General features: G+C 50.9%; 18 protein-coding genes. 5 read left to right on the top strand and 13 right to left on the bottom strand.

Going from position 1 to position 18,232, the window contains the following annotated elements; genetic code table 11:
- Nucleotides 1–6: 6 nt before the first annotated feature.
- The 4 genes from BM485_17225 (at nt 7) to BM485_17210 (ending at nt 4,294) form a co-directional block, all read left to right on the top strand.
- Entirely contained in the window at nt 7–1,050 is a 1,044-nt protein-coding gene (locus BM485_17225; GenBank protein OKY73794.1) for a hypothetical protein, read from the top strand.
- A gap of 28 nt (nt 1,051–1,078) precedes the next feature.
- On the top strand, nt 1,079–1,831 hold the full coding sequence (locus tag BM485_17220; GenBank protein OKY73793.1) for a DNA repair protein RecO: 753 nt from the start codon (nt 1,079–1,081) through the stop codon (nt 1,829–1,831).
- A 310-nt stretch (nt 1,832–2,141) separates the two neighbouring features.
- Complete coding sequence (locus tag BM485_17215) at nt 2,142–2,393, top strand: hypothetical protein (protein ID OKY73792.1); 252 nt, start codon at nt 2,142–2,144, stop codon at nt 2,391–2,393.
- A gap of 122 nt (nt 2,394–2,515) precedes the next feature.
- Nucleotides 2,516–4,294: a cation acetate symporter gene (locus BM485_17210; protein ID OKY73791.1), complete on the top strand. Its 1,779-nt coding sequence runs from the start codon at nt 2,516–2,518 to the stop codon at nt 4,292–4,294.
- An 86-nt stretch (nt 4,295–4,380) separates the two neighbouring features.
- On the opposite strand, the gene BM485_17205 is transcribed toward BM485_17210, so the two are convergent.
- From BM485_17205 to BM485_17150, 12 genes are all read right to left on the bottom strand, one after another.
- Entirely contained in the window at nt 4,381–5,376 is a 996-nt protein-coding gene (locus BM485_17205; protein OKY73790.1) for a 3-beta hydroxysteroid dehydrogenase, read from the bottom strand.
- A gap of 1 nt (nt 5,377) precedes the next feature.
- Nucleotides 5,378–7,003, bottom strand: a complete 1,626-nt coding sequence (locus BM485_17200; protein OKY73789.1) for a peptide synthase — start codon at nt 7,001–7,003, stop codon at nt 5,378–5,380.
- 8 nt (nt 7,004–7,011) lie between these two features.
- Nucleotides 7,012–7,893: an alpha/beta hydrolase gene (locus BM485_17195; protein ID OKY73788.1), complete on the bottom strand. Its 882-nt coding sequence runs from the start codon at nt 7,891–7,893 to the stop codon at nt 7,012–7,014.
- Between the two features lies 1 nt (nt 7,894).
- Nucleotides 7,895–8,473, bottom strand: coding sequence for a hypothetical protein (locus BM485_17190; protein ID OKY73787.1), 579 nt, complete (start codon nt 8,471–8,473; stop codon nt 7,895–7,897).
- Nucleotides 8,474–8,533: 60 nt separating this feature from the next.
- Nucleotides 8,534–9,568, bottom strand: coding sequence for a 3-oxoacyl-ACP synthase III (locus BM485_17185; GenBank protein ID OKY73786.1), 1,035 nt, complete (start codon nt 9,566–9,568; stop codon nt 8,534–8,536).
- A 2-nt stretch (nt 9,569–9,570) separates the two neighbouring features.
- The gene (locus tag BM485_17180) at nt 9,571–10,374 is read right to left on the bottom strand and encodes an enoyl-ACP reductase (GenBank protein ID OKY73785.1); all 804 of its coding nucleotides are present in this window, start codon (nt 10,372–10,374) and stop codon (nt 9,571–9,573) included.
- An 82-nt stretch (nt 10,375–10,456) separates the two neighbouring features.
- On the bottom strand, nt 10,457–10,912 hold the full coding sequence (locus tag BM485_17175; GenBank protein ID OKY73784.1) for a beta-hydroxyacyl-ACP dehydratase: 456 nt from the start codon (nt 10,910–10,912) through the stop codon (nt 10,457–10,459).
- Entirely contained in the window at nt 10,893–11,633 is a 741-nt protein-coding gene (locus tag BM485_17170; GenBank protein OKY73783.1) for a beta-ketoacyl-ACP reductase, read from the bottom strand. Before BM485_17170 ends, BM485_17175 begins: the two co-directional genes overlap by 20 nt.
- Before the next feature lie 2 nt (nt 11,634–11,635).
- The gene (locus BM485_17165) at nt 11,636–13,045 is read right to left on the bottom strand and encodes a phytoene dehydrogenase (protein OKY73819.1); all 1,410 of its coding nucleotides are present in this window, start codon (nt 13,043–13,045) and stop codon (nt 11,636–11,638) included.
- A gap of 94 nt (nt 13,046–13,139) precedes the next feature.
- Complete coding sequence (locus BM485_17160; GenBank protein OKY73782.1) at nt 13,140–14,531, bottom strand: hypothetical protein; 1,392 nt, start codon at nt 14,529–14,531, stop codon at nt 13,140–13,142.
- Between the two features lie 6 nt (nt 14,532–14,537).
- Nucleotides 14,538–14,789: an acyl carrier protein gene (locus BM485_17155; protein OKY73781.1), complete on the bottom strand. Its 252-nt coding sequence runs from the start codon at nt 14,787–14,789 to the stop codon at nt 14,538–14,540.
- An 88-nt stretch (nt 14,790–14,877) separates the two neighbouring features.
- Nucleotides 14,878–16,125 (bottom strand): beta-ketoacyl synthase, encoded by a 1,248-nt coding sequence (locus tag BM485_17150; GenBank protein OKY73780.1) that lies wholly within the window; start codon nt 16,123–16,125, stop codon nt 14,878–14,880.
- A gap of 336 nt (nt 16,126–16,461) precedes the next feature.
- On the opposite strand from BM485_17150, the gene BM485_17145 reads away from it, so the two are divergent.
- Nucleotides 16,462–16,932, top strand: a complete 471-nt coding sequence (locus BM485_17145; GenBank protein ID OKY73779.1) for a hypothetical protein — start codon at nt 16,462–16,464, stop codon at nt 16,930–16,932.
- Between the two features lie 6 nt (nt 16,933–16,938).
- On the opposite strand, the gene BM485_17140 is transcribed toward BM485_17145, so the two are convergent.
- Complete coding sequence (locus BM485_17140) at nt 16,939–18,177, bottom strand: ATPase (protein OKY73778.1); 1,239 nt, start codon at nt 18,175–18,177, stop codon at nt 16,939–16,941.
- Between the last annotated feature and the right edge of the window lie 55 nt (nt 18,178–18,232).

Below are 18,232 nucleotides of genomic sequence, written 5' to 3'. Positions count from 1 at the left end.
TAAAAAATGGGTCAAGACTCCTCGCATAATCGTCCGAAAACGCATGAATCCGGCGAACACGATACCGGCCAATCCCTGGGAAGTTATATACAAAGAGAACGGCTGAAAAAACAAATTACCATCGAGCAGGTTGCAGAGGATACCTGCATCCACATCGGCACCCTCCGGGCCATTGAAAACAATGATCGGAGCAAAATGCCGGCCGAGGTTTTTTCCCGCGGCTTTATCAAACTCTATGCCGAATATCTTGGCCTTGATCCTCAGGAAATCCTGGAACGGTATATTCGGGAAATGTCCGTTTCCGATGAAGACGGAATCCATACCCACGATATTTTTCACAACGAAAAACTAGCGGAATCCTCATCATTCTTCAGCTTGAGAAAGATCATATTTTTTCTGTTCCTTGCGGGCCTTGTCGGGTTGGGATATTACTTTTTCTTTTATGGTTCCGCCATAGCCCCTTATCGTTCCATGTTGAACGAACCTGTCGAATCCGAACTTGCCGAAGAAGAGCAAATTCCCCAGCCGCCTTCCTCCCCGGATAAACCGAAGGATACCGAGGTTTCCCCCTCCCCCGTCGCCACGGATACAAAGGTTGGCGCTGATGCCGTCATCCCCGGCCAATCTTCACCCCAGGACGGGCAAAATCCTCCCGCGGATACGGAACCGACGACAGACGCATCCCTGCCGCAAAATGAAATAGTGCCGCCATCAACCACGCCGGTCACTCAGGACAGACCGGAGCAGCCCCCTGCGTCATCCACCACCCGGGACAATGCGGCGCCCCTTGCCGTACACGCCAAACTCAATCTGCATATTGTCTTCAGCGAAAGAACATGGATGCAGGCCACCGTCGACGACCAGACTTCACGTAATTACCTTTTTGACCCGGGAGAAGAAAACCGCTGGTCCGCCGAAAAACAGATTAAACTCTTCATCGGCAATTCCGGCGGAGTAAAAATTTTCGTCAACGACCGAGAGCTTTCGGTTTCCGGCAAATCGGGCACTCCTCTTCGTTTAACCATTCCTGATGACATGCCGCCGGAATGAAAGGTAACCCGCGCAACCAGGCCCCCTGATGTCGTATCTGCAGAGCAGGTCCATTGTCATCAAAGTGATGGACTATGGCGAATCCGACAAGATCATCACATTCTTTACTGAAGATTTCGGTAAAGTAAACGGCATTGCCAAGGGAGCCAAGCGCAGCAAAAAACGCTTCGTCAACAAGCTGGAATTTTTTTCCTTGCTGGAAATCACTGCCGTTCCATCCCGTCAGTCCAGTCTCTGCCGGATTGACAGCGCCGTTCTACTCTCCTCCTATCCACCTCTCCGAGAAAATTACAAACGCTATAGCGCAGCCATGCTTGTCTGCGAACTGGTCGATCAGTGGACACGGGAAAACGACCCTGATGAAGTCCTGTTTCATCTTTTGCAATGGTGCATGGAAGAGTTGACCAGAACCGCTGATTTTGTCGCAACGGTTCTTTTCTTTCATGTCAAACTGCTTAAAATTCTTGGCATTCATCCGCAACTTGATCATTGCCTTCTTTGCGGTGAAAGACAACAGGACAGCCGCTTTTTACGATTCAGCCTCGTTGACCACGGTATTATCTGCAAGAAATGCGAAAGTTCGAGTCCAAGCGGAACCGCTCCCATCTCGCTTGCCGCCGTCAAATCATTGCAGATGATCAATTCCTTGCCCTATGAAAAGTTGCAACGACTGAAAATTTCAGATCCGACTTTGTCTGAAATAGCCGTTATCATGAAAAACTACACGCAATTTCAATTGCAACGGGAAATCGTCTCCTGGAACCAGACCATGAAATTTTAAAAAAATTCCCGGCGTGCAAAAAAAACAAAGGGAATCAATATGCGCATTCCCACCTAAGTAGTAATACTCACATGATTTTTTCCCCACGATAATCTCACCACTGTCGTCCCTCCGTACATCTACCTATTGATTTTTTCCTAAAAAGCTCGTAACAACCCTCAGTGGTTTTTTTATTCACCGTTTTTATTGTCTTTTTTTTATGCAAAAATAATTTTTTGTAATTTTGAAGGAATGTTAGCTGTCTTTTTTTTTTGTCACCGCATGAATTGACAAATCATCATGTAAAAAAAAATTACGCAGGAGGGAATGAATGAAAAAAGATCTGAAACTGTACTGGAAGAAAAATCTCACACTCATGGTCATATTGCTCTCGATCTGGGCTTTTGTCTCGTTCGTCTGCAGCATATTCTTTGTCGAGCAGCTCAATACCATCAAAATCGGCGGTTTTCCCCTTGGATTCTGGTTCGCGCAACAGGGTTCCATCTATGTTTTCGTGGTGCTGATTTTTGTTTATCACTTCCGCATGAAGAAAGTAGACGAAGAATTTGACGTACACGAATAATTTATACATTTCATTCTATTGACAAATAATATATTGGCGTCTGAATAAAAACAGATTGCCACAGGCGCAAAATTCGCTTTTACGCTAACGATACACAACAAGACAAATAAGGAGATTTAAAAATGTCAATTCTGACATGGACTTACATAATGGTTGGAATCACTTTCACCCTTTATTTAAGTATCGCCTGGCTTTCAAGGGTCAAAACAACCAAGGGATTTTATGTTGCCGGCGGCGGCGTTTCACCGCTGGCCAACGGCATGGCAACCGCGGCTGACTGGATGAGCGCGGCCTCGTTCATCTCAATGGCCGGCCTCATCTCGTTCATGGGTTACACCGGTTCAATTTACCTGCTCGGCTGGACCGGCGGCTACGTGCTTCTTGCGCTTCTGCTTGCCCCGTACCTGCGCAAATTCGGCAAATTCACCGTGCCTGACTTTGTCGGTGACCGCTATTACTCGGATGTGGCCCGTTTCGTGGCCCTCGTCTGCGCCATCTTTGTTTCATTTACCTATGTTGCCGGCCAGATGCGCGGCGTCGGCATTGTTTTCAGCCGCTTTCTCGAGGTTGACGTCAACACCGGCGTCCTCATCGGCATGGCCCTTGTCTTCTTTTATTCCTCTCTCGGCGGCATGAAGGGCATCACCTACACCCAGGTTGCCCAGTATCTGGTTCTCATCTTCGCTTACCTGGTTCCAGCCTTTGCCATCTCATACCAGATAACGGGCACCTTTCTGCCGCAGCTCGGTTTCGGCTCAACCATTAACGAGGGCGTCAATGCCGGCAAGTATCTGCTCGACGTGCTCAACCAGCTTAATACCGATCTCGGTTTTGCCGAGTACACCAAACCGTTCGGCGCCGGCAGCAAATCAATGCTTGACGTGTTCTGCATTACCATGGCGCTGATGGTCGGTACCGCGGGACTCCCCCATGTTATTATCCGTTTTTATACGGTTCCCAGCGTACGCGGCGCTCGCGTCAGCGCAGGATACGCGCTGCTGTTCATCGCCATTCTGTACACCACCGCCCCGGCAATCGCTTCGTTTGCCCGCTACAACATGATCAACACCATCAGCGGCAAGGAATATACCAAGGCTCCCGATTGGTTCAAGAACTGGGAAAAAACCGGCCTCATCGCCTGGCTGGACAAGAACCAGAACGGCATTATCGAATATTTCCCCAAGGATCCTTTCACCGGCAGCAAACCGACCTTCAGTGGGGAAAAAGGTTCTTACGGTCAGGAACTGGTCACCAACCCACCGACGGACAACCCAAATGAGCTGTTCATCGACCGCGACATCATGGTACTCGCCAACCCGGAAATTGCCAATCTGCCGCCCTGGGTTATCGCCCTTGTTGCCGCCGGTGGTCTTGCCGCCGCCCTCTCAACCGCATCGGGTCTTCTGCTGGTTATATCATCATCCATTTCCCATGACCTTTATTACCGTCTGATCAACCGCAACGCCTCTGAAAGCCAGCGGTTGCTGGTCGGACGTGTCATGATCGGGATTGCCGTCTGTATTGCCGGCTATTTCGGCATCAATCCGCCGGGCTTTGTCGCCCAGGTTGTTGCCTTTGCCTTCGGTCTGGCCGCCTCATCCTTCTTCCCCATTATCGTGCTCGGCATCTTCTACAAGCGAGCCAACCGGGAAGGCGCGATCTGCGGCATGATTGCCGGCATCTCCTTTACCGCCTACTACATCATCAGCAACAAATTCTTCGGCGGCTCCACCTGGTTCCTCGGCATCAGCGCCGAAGGCATCGGTACCGTGGGCATGGTCATCAACTTCCTGGTGACCCTGCTGGTTTCCCAGATGACCTCTCCCCCGCCCGCCGAGGTGCAGGAAATGGTGGAAAATATTCGCTTCCCGCGTGGCGCCGGAGCGAGCATCGACCACTAAGAAAGAGAACATCGTTTCATAAAAAAAGGCGCATCCAGGTGGATGCGCCTTTTTTTATTGAGTTGCCGGCAATTCCGCAATTTTTCTCAAGTTCGTTCCCGCAACCAGCAAACCAGCCGGTCCATTCCTTCAGCGGTTGATATGCGGGCTCGATAGCCCAGATCTTTTTCGGCATTTGCAATGGAAAACCAGTGCGATTTGGCCAGCTGTTCAGCCAGGAAACGGGTCATGGGCGGTTCCCGCCTGATTGCAAGCAACCCATAGATTTTTTCGCAGAGCGCACCCAGCAGATACGCCTTGCCGAAACTGATCTTTTTTTCCACCCTGGGAATACCAAGTCTGACAAAAAGACCATTTATCCATTTCCACAGATTAACCGGCTCACCTTGGGAAATAAAGTAGGGCCGTCCGGCGGCGCTGCCCGACCTTTCCAGATTGTCGGCTGCCAGCAGGTGTGACTCGGCCACATTGTCAATATAGGAAATGTCAACCAGATTGGTCCCCTCCCCAACCTGGGTCAGTTTGCCTGCCCTGCCGCGGGCCAACAGCCGGGGAATGAGATTGGTGTCTCCCGGTCCCCAGACAAGATGCGGCCTGATCGCCGTGGTCAGCAGGGAGCCGCTGCTTGCCGCCAACACAAGCTTTTCCGCCATAACCTTGGTTTCGGCGTAATGACAAAGAAATTCCCGGGCGTATTGGGCTTTTTCATCAATGCCGTGAATATCCGCCCGGTTAAAAACCACGCTCGGCGTGCTGGTATAAACGAGGCTTCTGATGCCGTTTTTCCGGCACGCTGCCAGCACATTTTCCGTTCCCTGCACATTGACGGCATAATATTCGGCAAAATCGCCCCAGATGCCCGCTTTTGCCGCCACATGAAAAACCGTGTCATGCCCTTGGAAAACAGCATCAAGAAATGAGGCATGACGAATATCGCCGCAGGCCGATTTCGCCCCCATCGCCTCCACGTCAGGATACCGGTTGCGTCCGACCACGGTAACACTGATTCCGCGCTCGAGAAGCATGCGAACCACCGCCTTGCCGACAAAGCCGCCGCCTCCTGTGACAACCGCCTTTTCCATTTTATTTTGTTACCTTTTCGGCGGCCCAGACCGCCAGTTTTTCACGGAAAATCTTGGCATTATGCCGGATATCAACCGGAAATGCCGGATGGATGAGAAAACGGCTGATCATCGCGGTACGGCTATTATTTCTCGCCAGCTCGGCGAGCTCCGCCATCAATGCCGGTTCGTCGCCGATCCGGCCGCTTGGCTCCACGATAATGACCGGCATCTGCGCGCCCGGCGGGCCAATGCCCACCAGGGCTGAACGAAAAACCAGGGGATGTTCATTGAAAATTGCCTCGCAGCAGATCGTATACAGAACGCCCCCGGCGGTCAGCACCCGGTGCGCCTTCCTGCCGCAGAACCAAAGGCGTCCCTTGCCGTCGAAATATCCCATATCGCCCATGCGATGCCAGAAGCTATCTCCATCAGCAATCTTTGACAGCCGGTTTTCGTTTTCGTTGTTGTCATAGACGCGCGTCACCACGCTGCCCCTGACAATGATCTCGCCGATGTCATACGGATCAAGCAGGAGAACCTCACGCCGGTCCACAACAGGTCCGTCAATCGTCTGCATGATCCGTATGTCGATTTCCGGCAGTGGTCGTCCGACGCAGGTCCCCATCCCTTTTCTGGTCAAAGGCCAGGTTTCAGCGACAATTTCGCTGCCTGAGATGGAGGAAATGGGCAGGGATTCCGTCGCGCCATAAGGGGTATATACCTCGCCCGCCGGATCGATTATTTTTTTCACCCGCTCGACCAGTTCCCCTGATACCGGAGCCCCTGCCATCAGCACTTTCCTGATGCCGAGCCTGATGTTGTTTGCCAGACAATAGCGACTCACCACATTCCAGATGGCAGGTGAACCGAAAGAATAGGTAACATCGTGTTGCTGGATGGTTCGCACGAATTTGCGCGGATCAACCCGGGCCGGCCGCGACGGATCCATTTCAGGAACGACGGCACAGGCGCCAAGGGCTGTTGAAAAAAGGGCAAAGAGAGGAAAGGCCGGCTGATCGCGGTCATAGGATGTGATCCGGTAGTAATTGCGGATATACTGAAGCTGAGAAAAAAATATGCCGTGGGTGTATTGAACCCCCTTGGGGGGACCGGTACTGCCGGTGGTGAAAATAATCGCCGCCGGATCATCCTTGCCGGCATCAATCATGGGGAAAACATCCTCTTTGTTGCGGTCAAGGGGACGAGACGGCGGGGCAAAAGGGGAAAGCACGCCCCCCACCAGGAGGGAAATCTTCACCGTCGCAAAAACCCGGCGAAAAAGAAACTTAAACAGATGGGCCTTCGGAATGCCGATAAAAACCGTGGGCCGCACAGACCCGATACAACGCACGAGGTTACGGTATCCCATGCCCGGATCAATGAGAATCACCACCGCGCCCAACTGAAAAAGGGCAAAGGTGAGACAAACGAACTCCATCGATGGCCTGACCATGAGAATTACCCGGTCGCCGGGTTTCACTCCCCGCTCGGTCAACACCCGGGCAAAGCGGCAGCTGGCGGCAAAAAGCCCGGCAAATGTCCACTTCCGATTTTTCTTGCCAGAGGGGACAATAAGAGCGGTTCGATCCGGATATTTTTCCGCGGCCGCAGACAACGTCAGGGCGATGTTATACGAAAGCGCCATAAAGGTATTCAGCAGGGCGAGGAGGTTTCCGCGAAAAATGCGGCAACCAACGGAGCGATCCGCTCATACGCATCTTCCAGCACATAATGTCCGGCATCCTGAAAGTAATGGCAGCGCGCCTGGGGAAATCGGCGCTGCCATTCATGATAAAAATGATCATTAAAACAAAAATCCTTCCCTCCCCAGCAGATAAGCATGGGCGTGTCGCGAAACAGGTGAAGCCCTGCTTCTATTTCGCCAAGGGTCTGCCAGGACGGGTCCATGGAGGACAAGGGGATATCCTGCACGAAACGCAGGGTTGCAATACGATTCTTCCATGAATCATAGGGAAGCAGATAGGCTCGATCCGTGGCGGAGTCCATCCGCTTCGTCACCGCCATGCGCAAGGCCGGACCGGCAAAACCATTAAGTCCGCGAACCAGCAGCGGTCCCAACAAAGGAACCCGGCACAATCGTATGCGAGCTGGAATTCGGTGGGAATGAAAGGCGGCGGTATTGAAGATGACAAAGGCGTTGACAACAGATGGATGCCGCACGGCGTAGCCCATGCCGATGGCCCCGCCCCAGTCATGCACAACAAGAGAACAACGCGAAATGCCCAGAGCGTGGAGAAGATCTTCCAGGTTGTCAATATGATTGCTTAATTGATAGGTCCAATCCTGCGGTTTATCGGAAAGGCCGCAACCGAGATGGTCCGGGACGATGACCCGGTATCCGCCCTTGAGAAGTCGAACAAGTTTGCGATAAAAGTAGGACCAGGTCGGGTTGCCGTGAAGCATGACCACCACCGGCCCCTCTCCCTCATCAAGGTAGGAAAGGCTATTTCCGTCGGGAAGCTGATGGCGTCTTGGGGAAAAAGGGTAATCATGAATGACGCCAGGATCACTCATCCTAACGGGAACCGTCATTTTCGCCCGGCTCGCGCCTGGAAGAGGGGAAGGCATGATCTTTGATAATCTCTTGCAGATAGGCGAGATGCTCCTGCACCATGGCCTCGGTTTTTTTTCTTTCCTCTATTTCCCTTTTCAATTGGGCATTCAAGGCAATCAACTCTTCGGTTTGTTTCTGCAGATTATCACGGTGCTGTTTCAACTCAAGCTGGGTCCGTATCCGTGATTTGACAATGGCCATATTGAATGGTTTGCGGATATAATCCACCGCCCCCAGGCTCAGTCCTTTTTCCTCATCATCTTCATCCGTGAGAGCGGTGATGAACATAATCGGGATATGAGCTGTTTTCTCATTCTCCTTGAGTCTTTTGCACACTTCATACCCGTTCATCTTGGGCATCATGATATCAAGCAGGATCAGATCCGGCTGCGGTTCTTGCCCGGCCATCAGCAAGGCGTCGGGTCCGTTGTCGGTGAAAGAAATATCATAATCCGCACGCAATATCTCCAGCAGAATCCGTATATTTGACGGAACATCGTCAACAAATAAAATTCTGAATTTATCCTGCTGCTCGTCCATCGTGCCTCCCCTCTATCATGATTAAGATCAGATCGAAAAAAACGCTGAGATGCCGTAAAACTACCATTCAATGCCCAGCATGAGACAGTTGATACCGCTGCCGATACCAAGCAGAGCCGCCCGTTGGCCGGCCTCCAGCATCTGCTGCTCAAGACCAATGGCCATGGTCAAAGGGGCGGAAACTGAACCAACATTACCCCAAAAAGGCAACGACTCAAAATTCTTTTTGGCATCGAGCTTTAATCTTTCAAACAACAACTGGGCATGAGCCCGGCCAACCTGATGACAGAAAAAACGGCTGATACCGTCACTGCTCCAGTCAAGTTCATTGCAGAAATCAAACCAGACAAGGGCCGCCGTCTCAACACCACGCTTCAGCAGTTCCTCGGAATCAGTGGCCATGAGGATGCCCGCACCGCCTTCCACTCCTCCCCGACAAAGATCATTATGGCTGCTGTTGGCCCTGACCGCGCCGCCGCAAAGCAGATGCCCGGTATCCTGCTGATGTCGATCGCCCAGCACCATGGCAACGGCACCGGAACCGATGGTGAGGGAGGCAAAGCTTGACTTGATCGTTTTCCGGGTAACGGCGGGATCGCTTAAAAGATGCCGGATGGTCGACTCGACCAGATTTTCAGCGGTTTCGCCGGCCACGACCAGCCCTTTCCTTACCTGGCCCAGTTCAATCATGTTGGCCAGCATGACCATGCCGTTAAGAAAGCCGAGACAGGCGTTCGACAAATCAAAAATCTGGCATTTCTCCGGCAGCTTCAAGCGATGATGAACAAACGAAGCAGTGGCAGGCTCCATCATATCCCGCGAAACAGAGGTGAAAATAAGGCACTCGATTTCAGCGGGATCAACATCGGCGACGGCAAGGGCCTTTTTCCCGGCCATGGCCGCGGCGTGGCTTGGTTTTGTGCCGCTGTCCCAGAATCGGCGTTCGCGAATGCCGCTCATGAGCTCAAGCCGTCCCTCCGGCAGCTTCAAACGCTGATAAAGAGGCGCCAGACGCAACTCAAGGGCTTCGGAGGTGACAACATTCGGCGGGGCCTCATAGGCCGGAGGATACAGGCAAACTCGCTGGTAGAGCATGGTTAGCCTACCACTTTTGCGACAATTTCAGCGTCAAAATAATTGGATCCCATGCCGGCGTCAACCACCAGACACTGGCCGGTCATACCTGATGATCTCGGGGAAAGCAGAAAAGCCGCCACATTTGCCGCCTCCTCGGTTTGAACGGCCTGCTTGCGCAAGGTTGCCGTTTCGGCAAAAAGATAACTGTCAACATACCCTGGAATACCGGCAGAGGCGGAAGTTTTCAGAAGTCCCGGGCAGACTGCGTTAAATCGAACCCGGGAAAAAGCGGAAAAACTCTTGGCAAGAAAACAAAGTGATGATTCCAGGGCCGCTTTCACCGGTGCCATGTAGCCGTAATTTTCCGCGGCCATCCTGGTAGTCGAGATAGAGATGGTCACGACCGAGGCATCGGGAGTAAAATAATTTTGAAAGTGATTACAGAGAGATATGAGTGAAAAACAGGAAATGTCCATTGCCTGGAGAAAATCGTGTTTCAAGGTTTCATGAAAAGGCTTCATCCCCTCGGAATAATTGGCAAAGGCTATGGAATGAACAAGACCGGCCAGTTTGCGGCCGTCAAGCCAGGAGCTCATTTCCTCGCAAAGCCCGACAATGTTTTCTTCCTTTTCCACATCGCAGATAAAAACCGGACTGCCGGGAAAAAGCTTTTCCGCTGCTTTTTTCCGTTCTTCACTGCGGACCACGTGCACCACCTGCACTCCTTCGGCACGGAGTATTCCGGCAACAGCCGCGGCAACCGATTTGCGGTTGGCCAGCCCGAAAACAGCGATAATTTTTTTATCCAGATCAAGAAAACTCATGGTGTGTCGTACGTGTTCCAGTGGTTGAGCGTTATACCGTTATAACGTTTCAACGTTTAATCGCTTAAACGCTTGATCATTCTTATTTCAGCGCGCAGGCAAAATCAACTTTAACCGCCGTTTGTTCGTTGACCACAACCTTGCCGCTGAGAAACCAGGCTGGTCCGACCCGCTCCTTCAGTTTCACCTCGATGCGAATGACATCGCCCGGTTTGACTTCCCGTTTAAATTTTGCGCCCAGGATCCGGGTCAGTACAGGGACACCCTGTTCGACGGCTATGGTTTCAGCACGGGAAGCCTGCTTGATTTGCTCTGATATGAGAATCGCGCCTGCCTGAAATACCGCCTCGCAAAGGATAACCCCAGGCATGATCGGATAATGGGGATAATGGCCCTGGAAAATATCCAGATCAACGGCAATGGTCTTTTCAGCGATGAGTTTGTTGTCCTTGATCATCACCACCCTGTCCACCCAGAGAAAGGGGGGGCGGTGCGGGATCCGCGCAAGGACAAATTCCTTAGAGTCCACCGGTAACATCAAGCACCGCGCCATTGATGTAGGACGCCTGCGCTCCGGCCAGGAAAAGCACTGCGTCGGCGACCTCTTCCGGCGTTCCGAATCGTCGCATGGGCACCAATTTTTTATATTCCGCCAGCTGTTCCGGACTCAGATCATCGAGCAGATCGGTGGCAATGAAGCCGGGGGAAACACAGTTAACCGTGATTTTCCGTTTGCCGGTTTCCTTGGACAGCGACTTCATCATGCCGATCTGGCCCGCCTTGGAAGCGGCATAATTGGCCTGGCCGGCAAATCCCAGATGAGCCATGGGCGAGGTGATAAAAATAATACGCCCGTATTTCCGCTTCATCATCAGCTGCACGGCGAATTTCGCCATGTTGTAAGAGCCGGTGAGATTGATATCAATTACGCTGCGCCAATCCTCTTCCTTCATCATGGCAACGACCGCATCCCGCCTGATCCCGGCATTATTGATAAGGACGTCGATGGTTTCGAACCGCTCTTCCACCGCGGCATAAAACTTTTCAACCGCCTGATAGTCGCTCACATCACACTGATGCAGATGCAGGTTGCGGCCAAGAGCTCCCAGCTCATCCTGGAACTCGCCGGCCGCCTTGCTGTTTGATCCGTAGAGGCCGATCACCAAGGCGCCCTGCTGAAGGAAGGCCAGGGCAATTGCCTTGCCGATTCCACGGGTAGCCCCGCTGATAACGATTTTTCGCCCGGTAAAATCCGTCATTGTCAACTTCTCAAATACGCATCAGCGTCATTGGCGACAATGACACCGTAATTAATGGCGCCGAGCCAGCCGGACATAATTATGCCCACCGATCCGACATGAAAAAGACCGGGGACCACCTTGAAAATCTTTCGGGAAATATCAAGCCCGGGAAATTTTGTGCCGAATGATGTTCCCTTGGTGTGCAGGGTATAGCGCTGGAATGTTTTCGGCGTTGCCGCTTCAAGCCAGTCGCATTTGCCGCGAATGCCGGGAATGTAGCGCTCCAGGTCATCCAGGGAGCGCTCTATCATGTCCTGTTTCGCCGCTTCGTAGGCCGCGCCGGAAAGGGCTTGCCAATCGTCAAAATTGCCGTTCATGGAGGCGACGACGGTATAATCGGGCGGCACATCAGGTCGGGTCTTGGGATAATAAACGGAAAACGTCCTGCTTTTTGTTTTCATATCGCGCATTTCCGCCGAATCAAACTTCGCCGCGGTCGAGGTGAACAGCAAATCGCCGACATCAGGAAATTCCTCTCCAGGCTTGATCCCCATATAAACCTGACAGCTGGAATTATTAATGGACACCTGGTCGAATTCACCAAGAAAATCAGGGGGAAAAACCTCACGACCAGCCAGTTTGTCAACCGTATTGGTAATGCCGCTGTTTGAAATGACGCAGGAGGAGCTGATGACCCGACCGCCGACATCCACGCCCCTCACCCTGCCCTTTTCGACGACGATTCGATCGACTTTTGACCTGGTGCAGATGGTGACCCCGTTTTTTTCCAGTTCGTCCTTCATCATGCCGATCAATCTGTCCGTGCCGCCGGCAAAGGTATAAACGCCCTTGCTCATGAAATTGGAAAAGACGATACCATAGGTTATGGCCGGGTCATCCAGGGTTGATCCGTTGGCATAGGTTATCGGTTCCATCAGCAGACGATGCACGTCGGAACGGCCGGGGAAAAATTTCTCAAACAGCTCTCTCGTGCTCATGGAGAGGTCATCATAAAAATTCATCTTGCGGGCAGTGGTGAAAAAATCTTCAATAACCGAGCCGGCAACGCCAAACTTGTTCTGCAGGATATTGGTGAAATCCTCACGATCAAAGGTTGTTTTCAAGCTGAACTGAGGATTGTCAAAAACGATGTTCTTCAGCTGGACAATGGAATTTTTTATGGCATCATTCCAATATTTCCTGCAGGTCTTTACCATGCCGTGCGGAAAACCATGGAGGGAAACATCGAACGTATGGCCCTTGCGCTTGAACCAGGTGGCCAGCCCGCCCAATCGATGATGATGCTCGAGCAGCAGAACCTTATGCCCGGCCGCGGCCAGCCGATTGGCAACGGTCAAGCCGCCCAGACCGGAGCCGACCACAATGACATCATATCTGTCTTCCGCCTTGTCTATTGATTGATAAACCATGGGAAAAATAATTGAAAATTGAAAATTGAAAATTGAAAATTGAAAGAACGTACAATGAAAATTGCAAAACTCGCCATGCATTCATTGTAAATTTTCAATTATCAATTTTGTTTAACAAATACTGATTGACGATGGTTACGCCGCTCAACATGGAACCGACAATGCCGAGAAACCCCTGGTCCGTTCCGGCGATGAATACATTGGGGCATGGGGTTCGACCGTCTTTTATTTTGATCGGGCTGCCGTATACCGCACCATGTACTTTTCCCGTAAATTTTTCAATGGTAACAGGGGTAAAACTGTCCTCATATACAATGTTTTGCCGATAATTCCCAATAATTTTCTCGATTACATCCTGCGACTCCGCGCACCAGGCCTCTTTCATGGCCTTATAGCGCTGCCTGGAGACGTTTTTCCACAGGTCATAATTTGCCGCATGGGTAACACGTATCTGAAAATGCCCTGTTTGCGCAAGCCCTTGAAAATTCTCAGGAAAACAGATAACACCCCAGTTTGGATCAACAGCGCGGGCAGGACTTTGGTAGTGCAGGCGTTCGTCCATGGAGTAAAAGATGATCGTGTGGTCACGCTGTATATCCGTGCCTGCCGAATCAGGCAGGATATAAATTGACTCGACAAAAGTCATTCTGCCGCCGAATTTTTCTTCCCGGCACGGCAGGGAAAGCAAGGAAAAGGTGCCGGGCGCACCGATGGTGGAAACAATGTTTTCGCAGGAAATGGTTTCCCCCCCGGCGAGTTTGACGGCACACGCCCGTCCGTTTTTCACCACAATCGACTCCACCGGGCAGTTGAATCTGATTTCGCCGCCGAAAGAGCTTAACTGTTCAAGCAATCGGCCGAGAAAATCCTTCATGGTGCCGGACGGCCGGAAAAACCCCTCCTGATAAATGGAACGGAACATGATGACAAACTGCGAGAAGTCCATATCATGCTCCTCACTGTTGCCGTAGACCATGAGCGGCAGCAGCAGCATTTCGATGAGCAGGGGGTTGTTGAGGAACCCGCCGATGACGGCGCGGGTGGAAATCCATTCTTTCGGGGCGAACGGGTCATAACCATTTAGAAAGTCGACAAATCGCCGCCAGCCGTTCATTTCGCCGGGGAAAACACGGGAAATTTCTTCTTCAAACACTCTGAAATCATTTGAAAAACGCAAGGACGCCCGGCCGGGAAAATGAATCAGGGAGGAATACTGCTCATGGGTGACGAAATCTTTGCGGGAAAACTTCAACTGGCGGAAAAGACGGTTCAGGGGGGCACGTTTTTCCTGGGGCCCGGCAAAATTGGTCATGGCATGCAGACCGGTCTCCAGAAGAAAACCCTTGCGGAAATAATAGGAATTCAAGCCGCCGGGAATGGCATGCCGTTCAAGAACAAGAACCGATTCGCCGAAACGGGCGAATCGAATACCGGCGGCTAAGCCGGAAAGGCCGCCGCCGATGACGATAAGAGAATAATCAGCCACCGGCTGTTACGCATCTTTCAGTTTTGGTTCCAGGTAATTGATACAGCTGGTCAAGGTCGCAAGCTCGGGATAATCGGCTTCCGGGATCTGCAGTTTGTACCGTTTCCTCAGCTCCATGACGATATCAAGGAAATCCATCGAATCAAGATCAAGCTGGTCTCGCAATGCTTCGTCCGCATTGAGAGCTTCCATCTCGGCATCTTCATCTATATCAGCAATTATTTCTATAATAACGTCTTTTATCTCATTACGTGTCATCTACAACTCCACACTTGTTAAAAAAATCAATATCAAACACTCTCAACAGCAGGACGGCAAACGGTTGCCGCCCCATGCAGGCCTGCCGTCAATCACCATATTTTGTGACAATCACCACCGAATTTATCCCTACCATGCCGAACGAGTTATTCAGGATAGAGGAGATATTGTCAAGCTGTTTCGGCTCATGGGAGACAATATTAGGAAGCGCGCATTCGGGGTCGAGATTATCCAGATTAATCGTCGGATGCACAAGACCATCTTCAAATGAAGGAAGATTACCGGCCAATTCAAGAACACCGGCAGCACCCATGGCGTGTCCGATATTGCTTTTGGTGTTATTGATATAGGTTGTTGGGCTTCCGGAAAAAACTTCCCGTATGGCCCGGCATTCCTCGCCGTCGCCCTGCCGTGTGCCGGTGGCGTGGGTGTTGATGATGTCGATATCAGTCGGGGCAAGTCCGGCCCGATTCAATGCCAGCCGCATGCATTCCGCCTGACGGGGTCCGTAAGGCAAAACGAAATCACGCGCATCGGAATTCAAGGCATGGCCGGCAATCTCACCGTAAATGCGTGCTCCGCGCGCCAGGGCCAGATCAAGCCGCTCAAGCACATAGACGCAGCCGCCCTCGGAAATGACGATGCCGTTTCTATCTCGATCAAAGGGACGGGATGCCTTTTTGGGATCAGCATGCTCAGCCAGTGCGCCCTGGGCTTTGAAACTGGCGAAAATACCGAAGGAACCGGTGCATTCGGAAATTCCGCCGCAAAGAGCCAGCTCCACTTCACCGAGCCGCAGCATCTGCATCCCCTGAATCAGCGCGGCATTACCGGCGGCACAGGCGGCTCCCACCGAATAATGCGGGCCGGTGATGCCGAGATTCATGGTTATCTCACCGGCGGGATTGTTTAAAACCGTGCGCGGATTATGGTGATGGGTCCAGTAATCGACATTGTAGTCAAACTTGCTGATATTGTAGACTTCATTTTCGGTTTCCACCGTACCGTGTTCGGTGAGCCCGATGTACACCCCGGTGTTTTCCCTTTTATACGAAGTGAAGTCGATACCGGCATCAATGAGTGCCTCATTGGCACAGTAAACACCGATGCAACCGGCGCGAGTGCCGCGTTTATTTTCTTTCTTTTTCCTGTATTTTGTTTCGTCAAAGGAACAAATACCGGCAGGCGCGCTTCCCATATGGCGCAGATCGATGGTCTGAATTCCACTGATTCCGGCCAGCAATTTCCGCCTGAATTCAGGCAAATCGGCGGCATTGGGCGCAGCAAGACCAACACCGGTGATGACTATTCTCTGATTATCTGGTAAATTTTGCATTTATATGTTTACTTACTCAGTAGTGACCTGCTTTTTCAAAAACCCGCTGTTTTGTTCTTTTTCGACCGTCGGTCCAATGACAAAAAAAGCAGATGATACCCCCTCCCCCTGCAAGACAACGGGGCGGATCATCTTTGCCTGCGTGCAAGACGGCCTGGGTGAGGCCATCTCCCTCTCCCTCCGCATGATGGCCGGGGTGGGGTTATCTCCCTCTCCCTCCGGGAGAGGGTTGGGGTGAGGGAAAACGGACAACGCTGCTTCATCACTGAAAATAAGAACTTTGTACTATAGCGAATTTTTCAGGCTCTGTCGACCAAGAAAATAAAGGAATACCTGATGGCGGATAAAATCGAACAGGAAATAGAAAAACTCCTGCAACAAGGCAAAGAAAAAAAAGAAATCTGGCGCACATTACGGGATGGGGATGAACCGCATAAAGCACTTTTTCACCTGAACAACAGTTCTCTCCCCCGGGATCGCAAGAAATTTCAGGTGATCAACCTTGTCCTTGCGGTGATACTGCTTTTCGTCACCAGCAAAAAACTGCTCACCGCTTTTTCCTTCGGTGCCCTGGATCTATTTCTGCTCCTCAGCCTGGTGGTGCCCGTCATTAACATTTACGTATTGCGAGAGATACTGCGGTTTCACCGCATCGGCTACAAATTTCTCTTTATCCTTTCCATATTATCCCTGATTCAGCCGGAAAACTGGCATAATCAGGAATTATTTCTTCTAGGTTTGATGATCGGACTTTCCGGGTATCTTTTCAAAGAGATGTTTCCGGGGAATGAACAAGTCAGATTATAGAGGATCTTATATGTACTGAACCGGTATTTGAACAATTTTATCGGTCAAAAACTCTATTCGCCTGCCGGTGTTAATAACAATTCCGTAGCCCGCCTTCGTGTCATCGATTAAGTTTTCCAGCCCACGAAGCGATTTCCGTTTTACTATGGAATTAAGCTTGATCTCAATTGGCACGATTCCAAAATCCCCTTCAACAACAAGATCAACCTCAGACTTATCAATGGTTCTGTAATAATTGAATTCAAGCTGAGTCGCCATGGTCGATTGCAGACCGCGGATGATCTCTTCTACAACAAAGCTTTCAAAGGAAAAACCGGCAACCGGATGCAGCAGCAACTGGTTCACATCTTTAATTTTCAGAAAATAATGCAATAACCCCTGATCTCTGAAAAACCCTTTTCTGGCCTTTTGCACTTTTTTCAGGAGATTGCCGGTATAAGGCTGCAAATTTCTCCATATAAATGTCTGATGAATAATATCCAAATAGTCCTTGATCGTTGAAACACTTATCTCAAGGGCCCGAGCCATATCGCTCATATTTAACTGGTGCCCTGAAAATTGTGCCAACAGGGTGAGAAACCTCCTGAAATTATGAATATTCAATTTGGGAAACAGAGCGCGGATATCTCTACCGAGATAATCCGTTATATAATTTTCTACCCATTGTTTATAAAAATCTTCATTGTGATCACTTTCAATAAGTGGCTCAGGGAAACCACCCTTGAGCCAGACGTTCATTGTCTGATCTATGCCCACTAAAGGTTGCAAATGCAGAAAATCTCTTGCCTGCACTGTCTCGTCAGCCATCATCCGGTAGAGCGCCGAGAGTTCTTTTTCATGGAACTCCCCCTGCTTGAATGGCCACATTTCAACTGTTGCTATTCTGCCCGCGAGACTTTCCGTGATCCCCTTCACAATATGAGGGGAACTTGATCCTGTAAGCAGAAACCTGCCTTTTTTCTTTCGATCCGAATCAATTATCCCCCGGAGAACTTTAAAAACTTCCGGATATTGTTGCGCTTCATCGATAATTACCCCATCCGAATTCATAGCGAAAAAGGTAACCGGGTCACTGCTGATCAACTGATAGTCATCCGGGCTCTCAAGATCATAGTATTTCCAGGAAGGGCGAAGCTGCTTTACCAGCGTGGATTTCCCGCATTGACGTGAACCAACAAGAGCCACCACCGGAAACATGGCCAGCAGTTGGTTTATTTTTGTGGAAAGATAGCGTTTTTTACCCATGATATTTACACGATACTCGCAAAAACCATGGGTGTCAATTTAGAACAGATTGTTC

The sequence above is a fragment of the Desulfobulbaceae bacterium DB1 genome (assembly GCA_001914235.1).
Taxonomy (GTDB): domain Bacteria; phylum Desulfobacterota; class Desulfobulbia; order Desulfobulbales; family SURF-16; genus DB1.
This window is presented reverse-complemented; position numbering and strand designations above follow the sequence as displayed.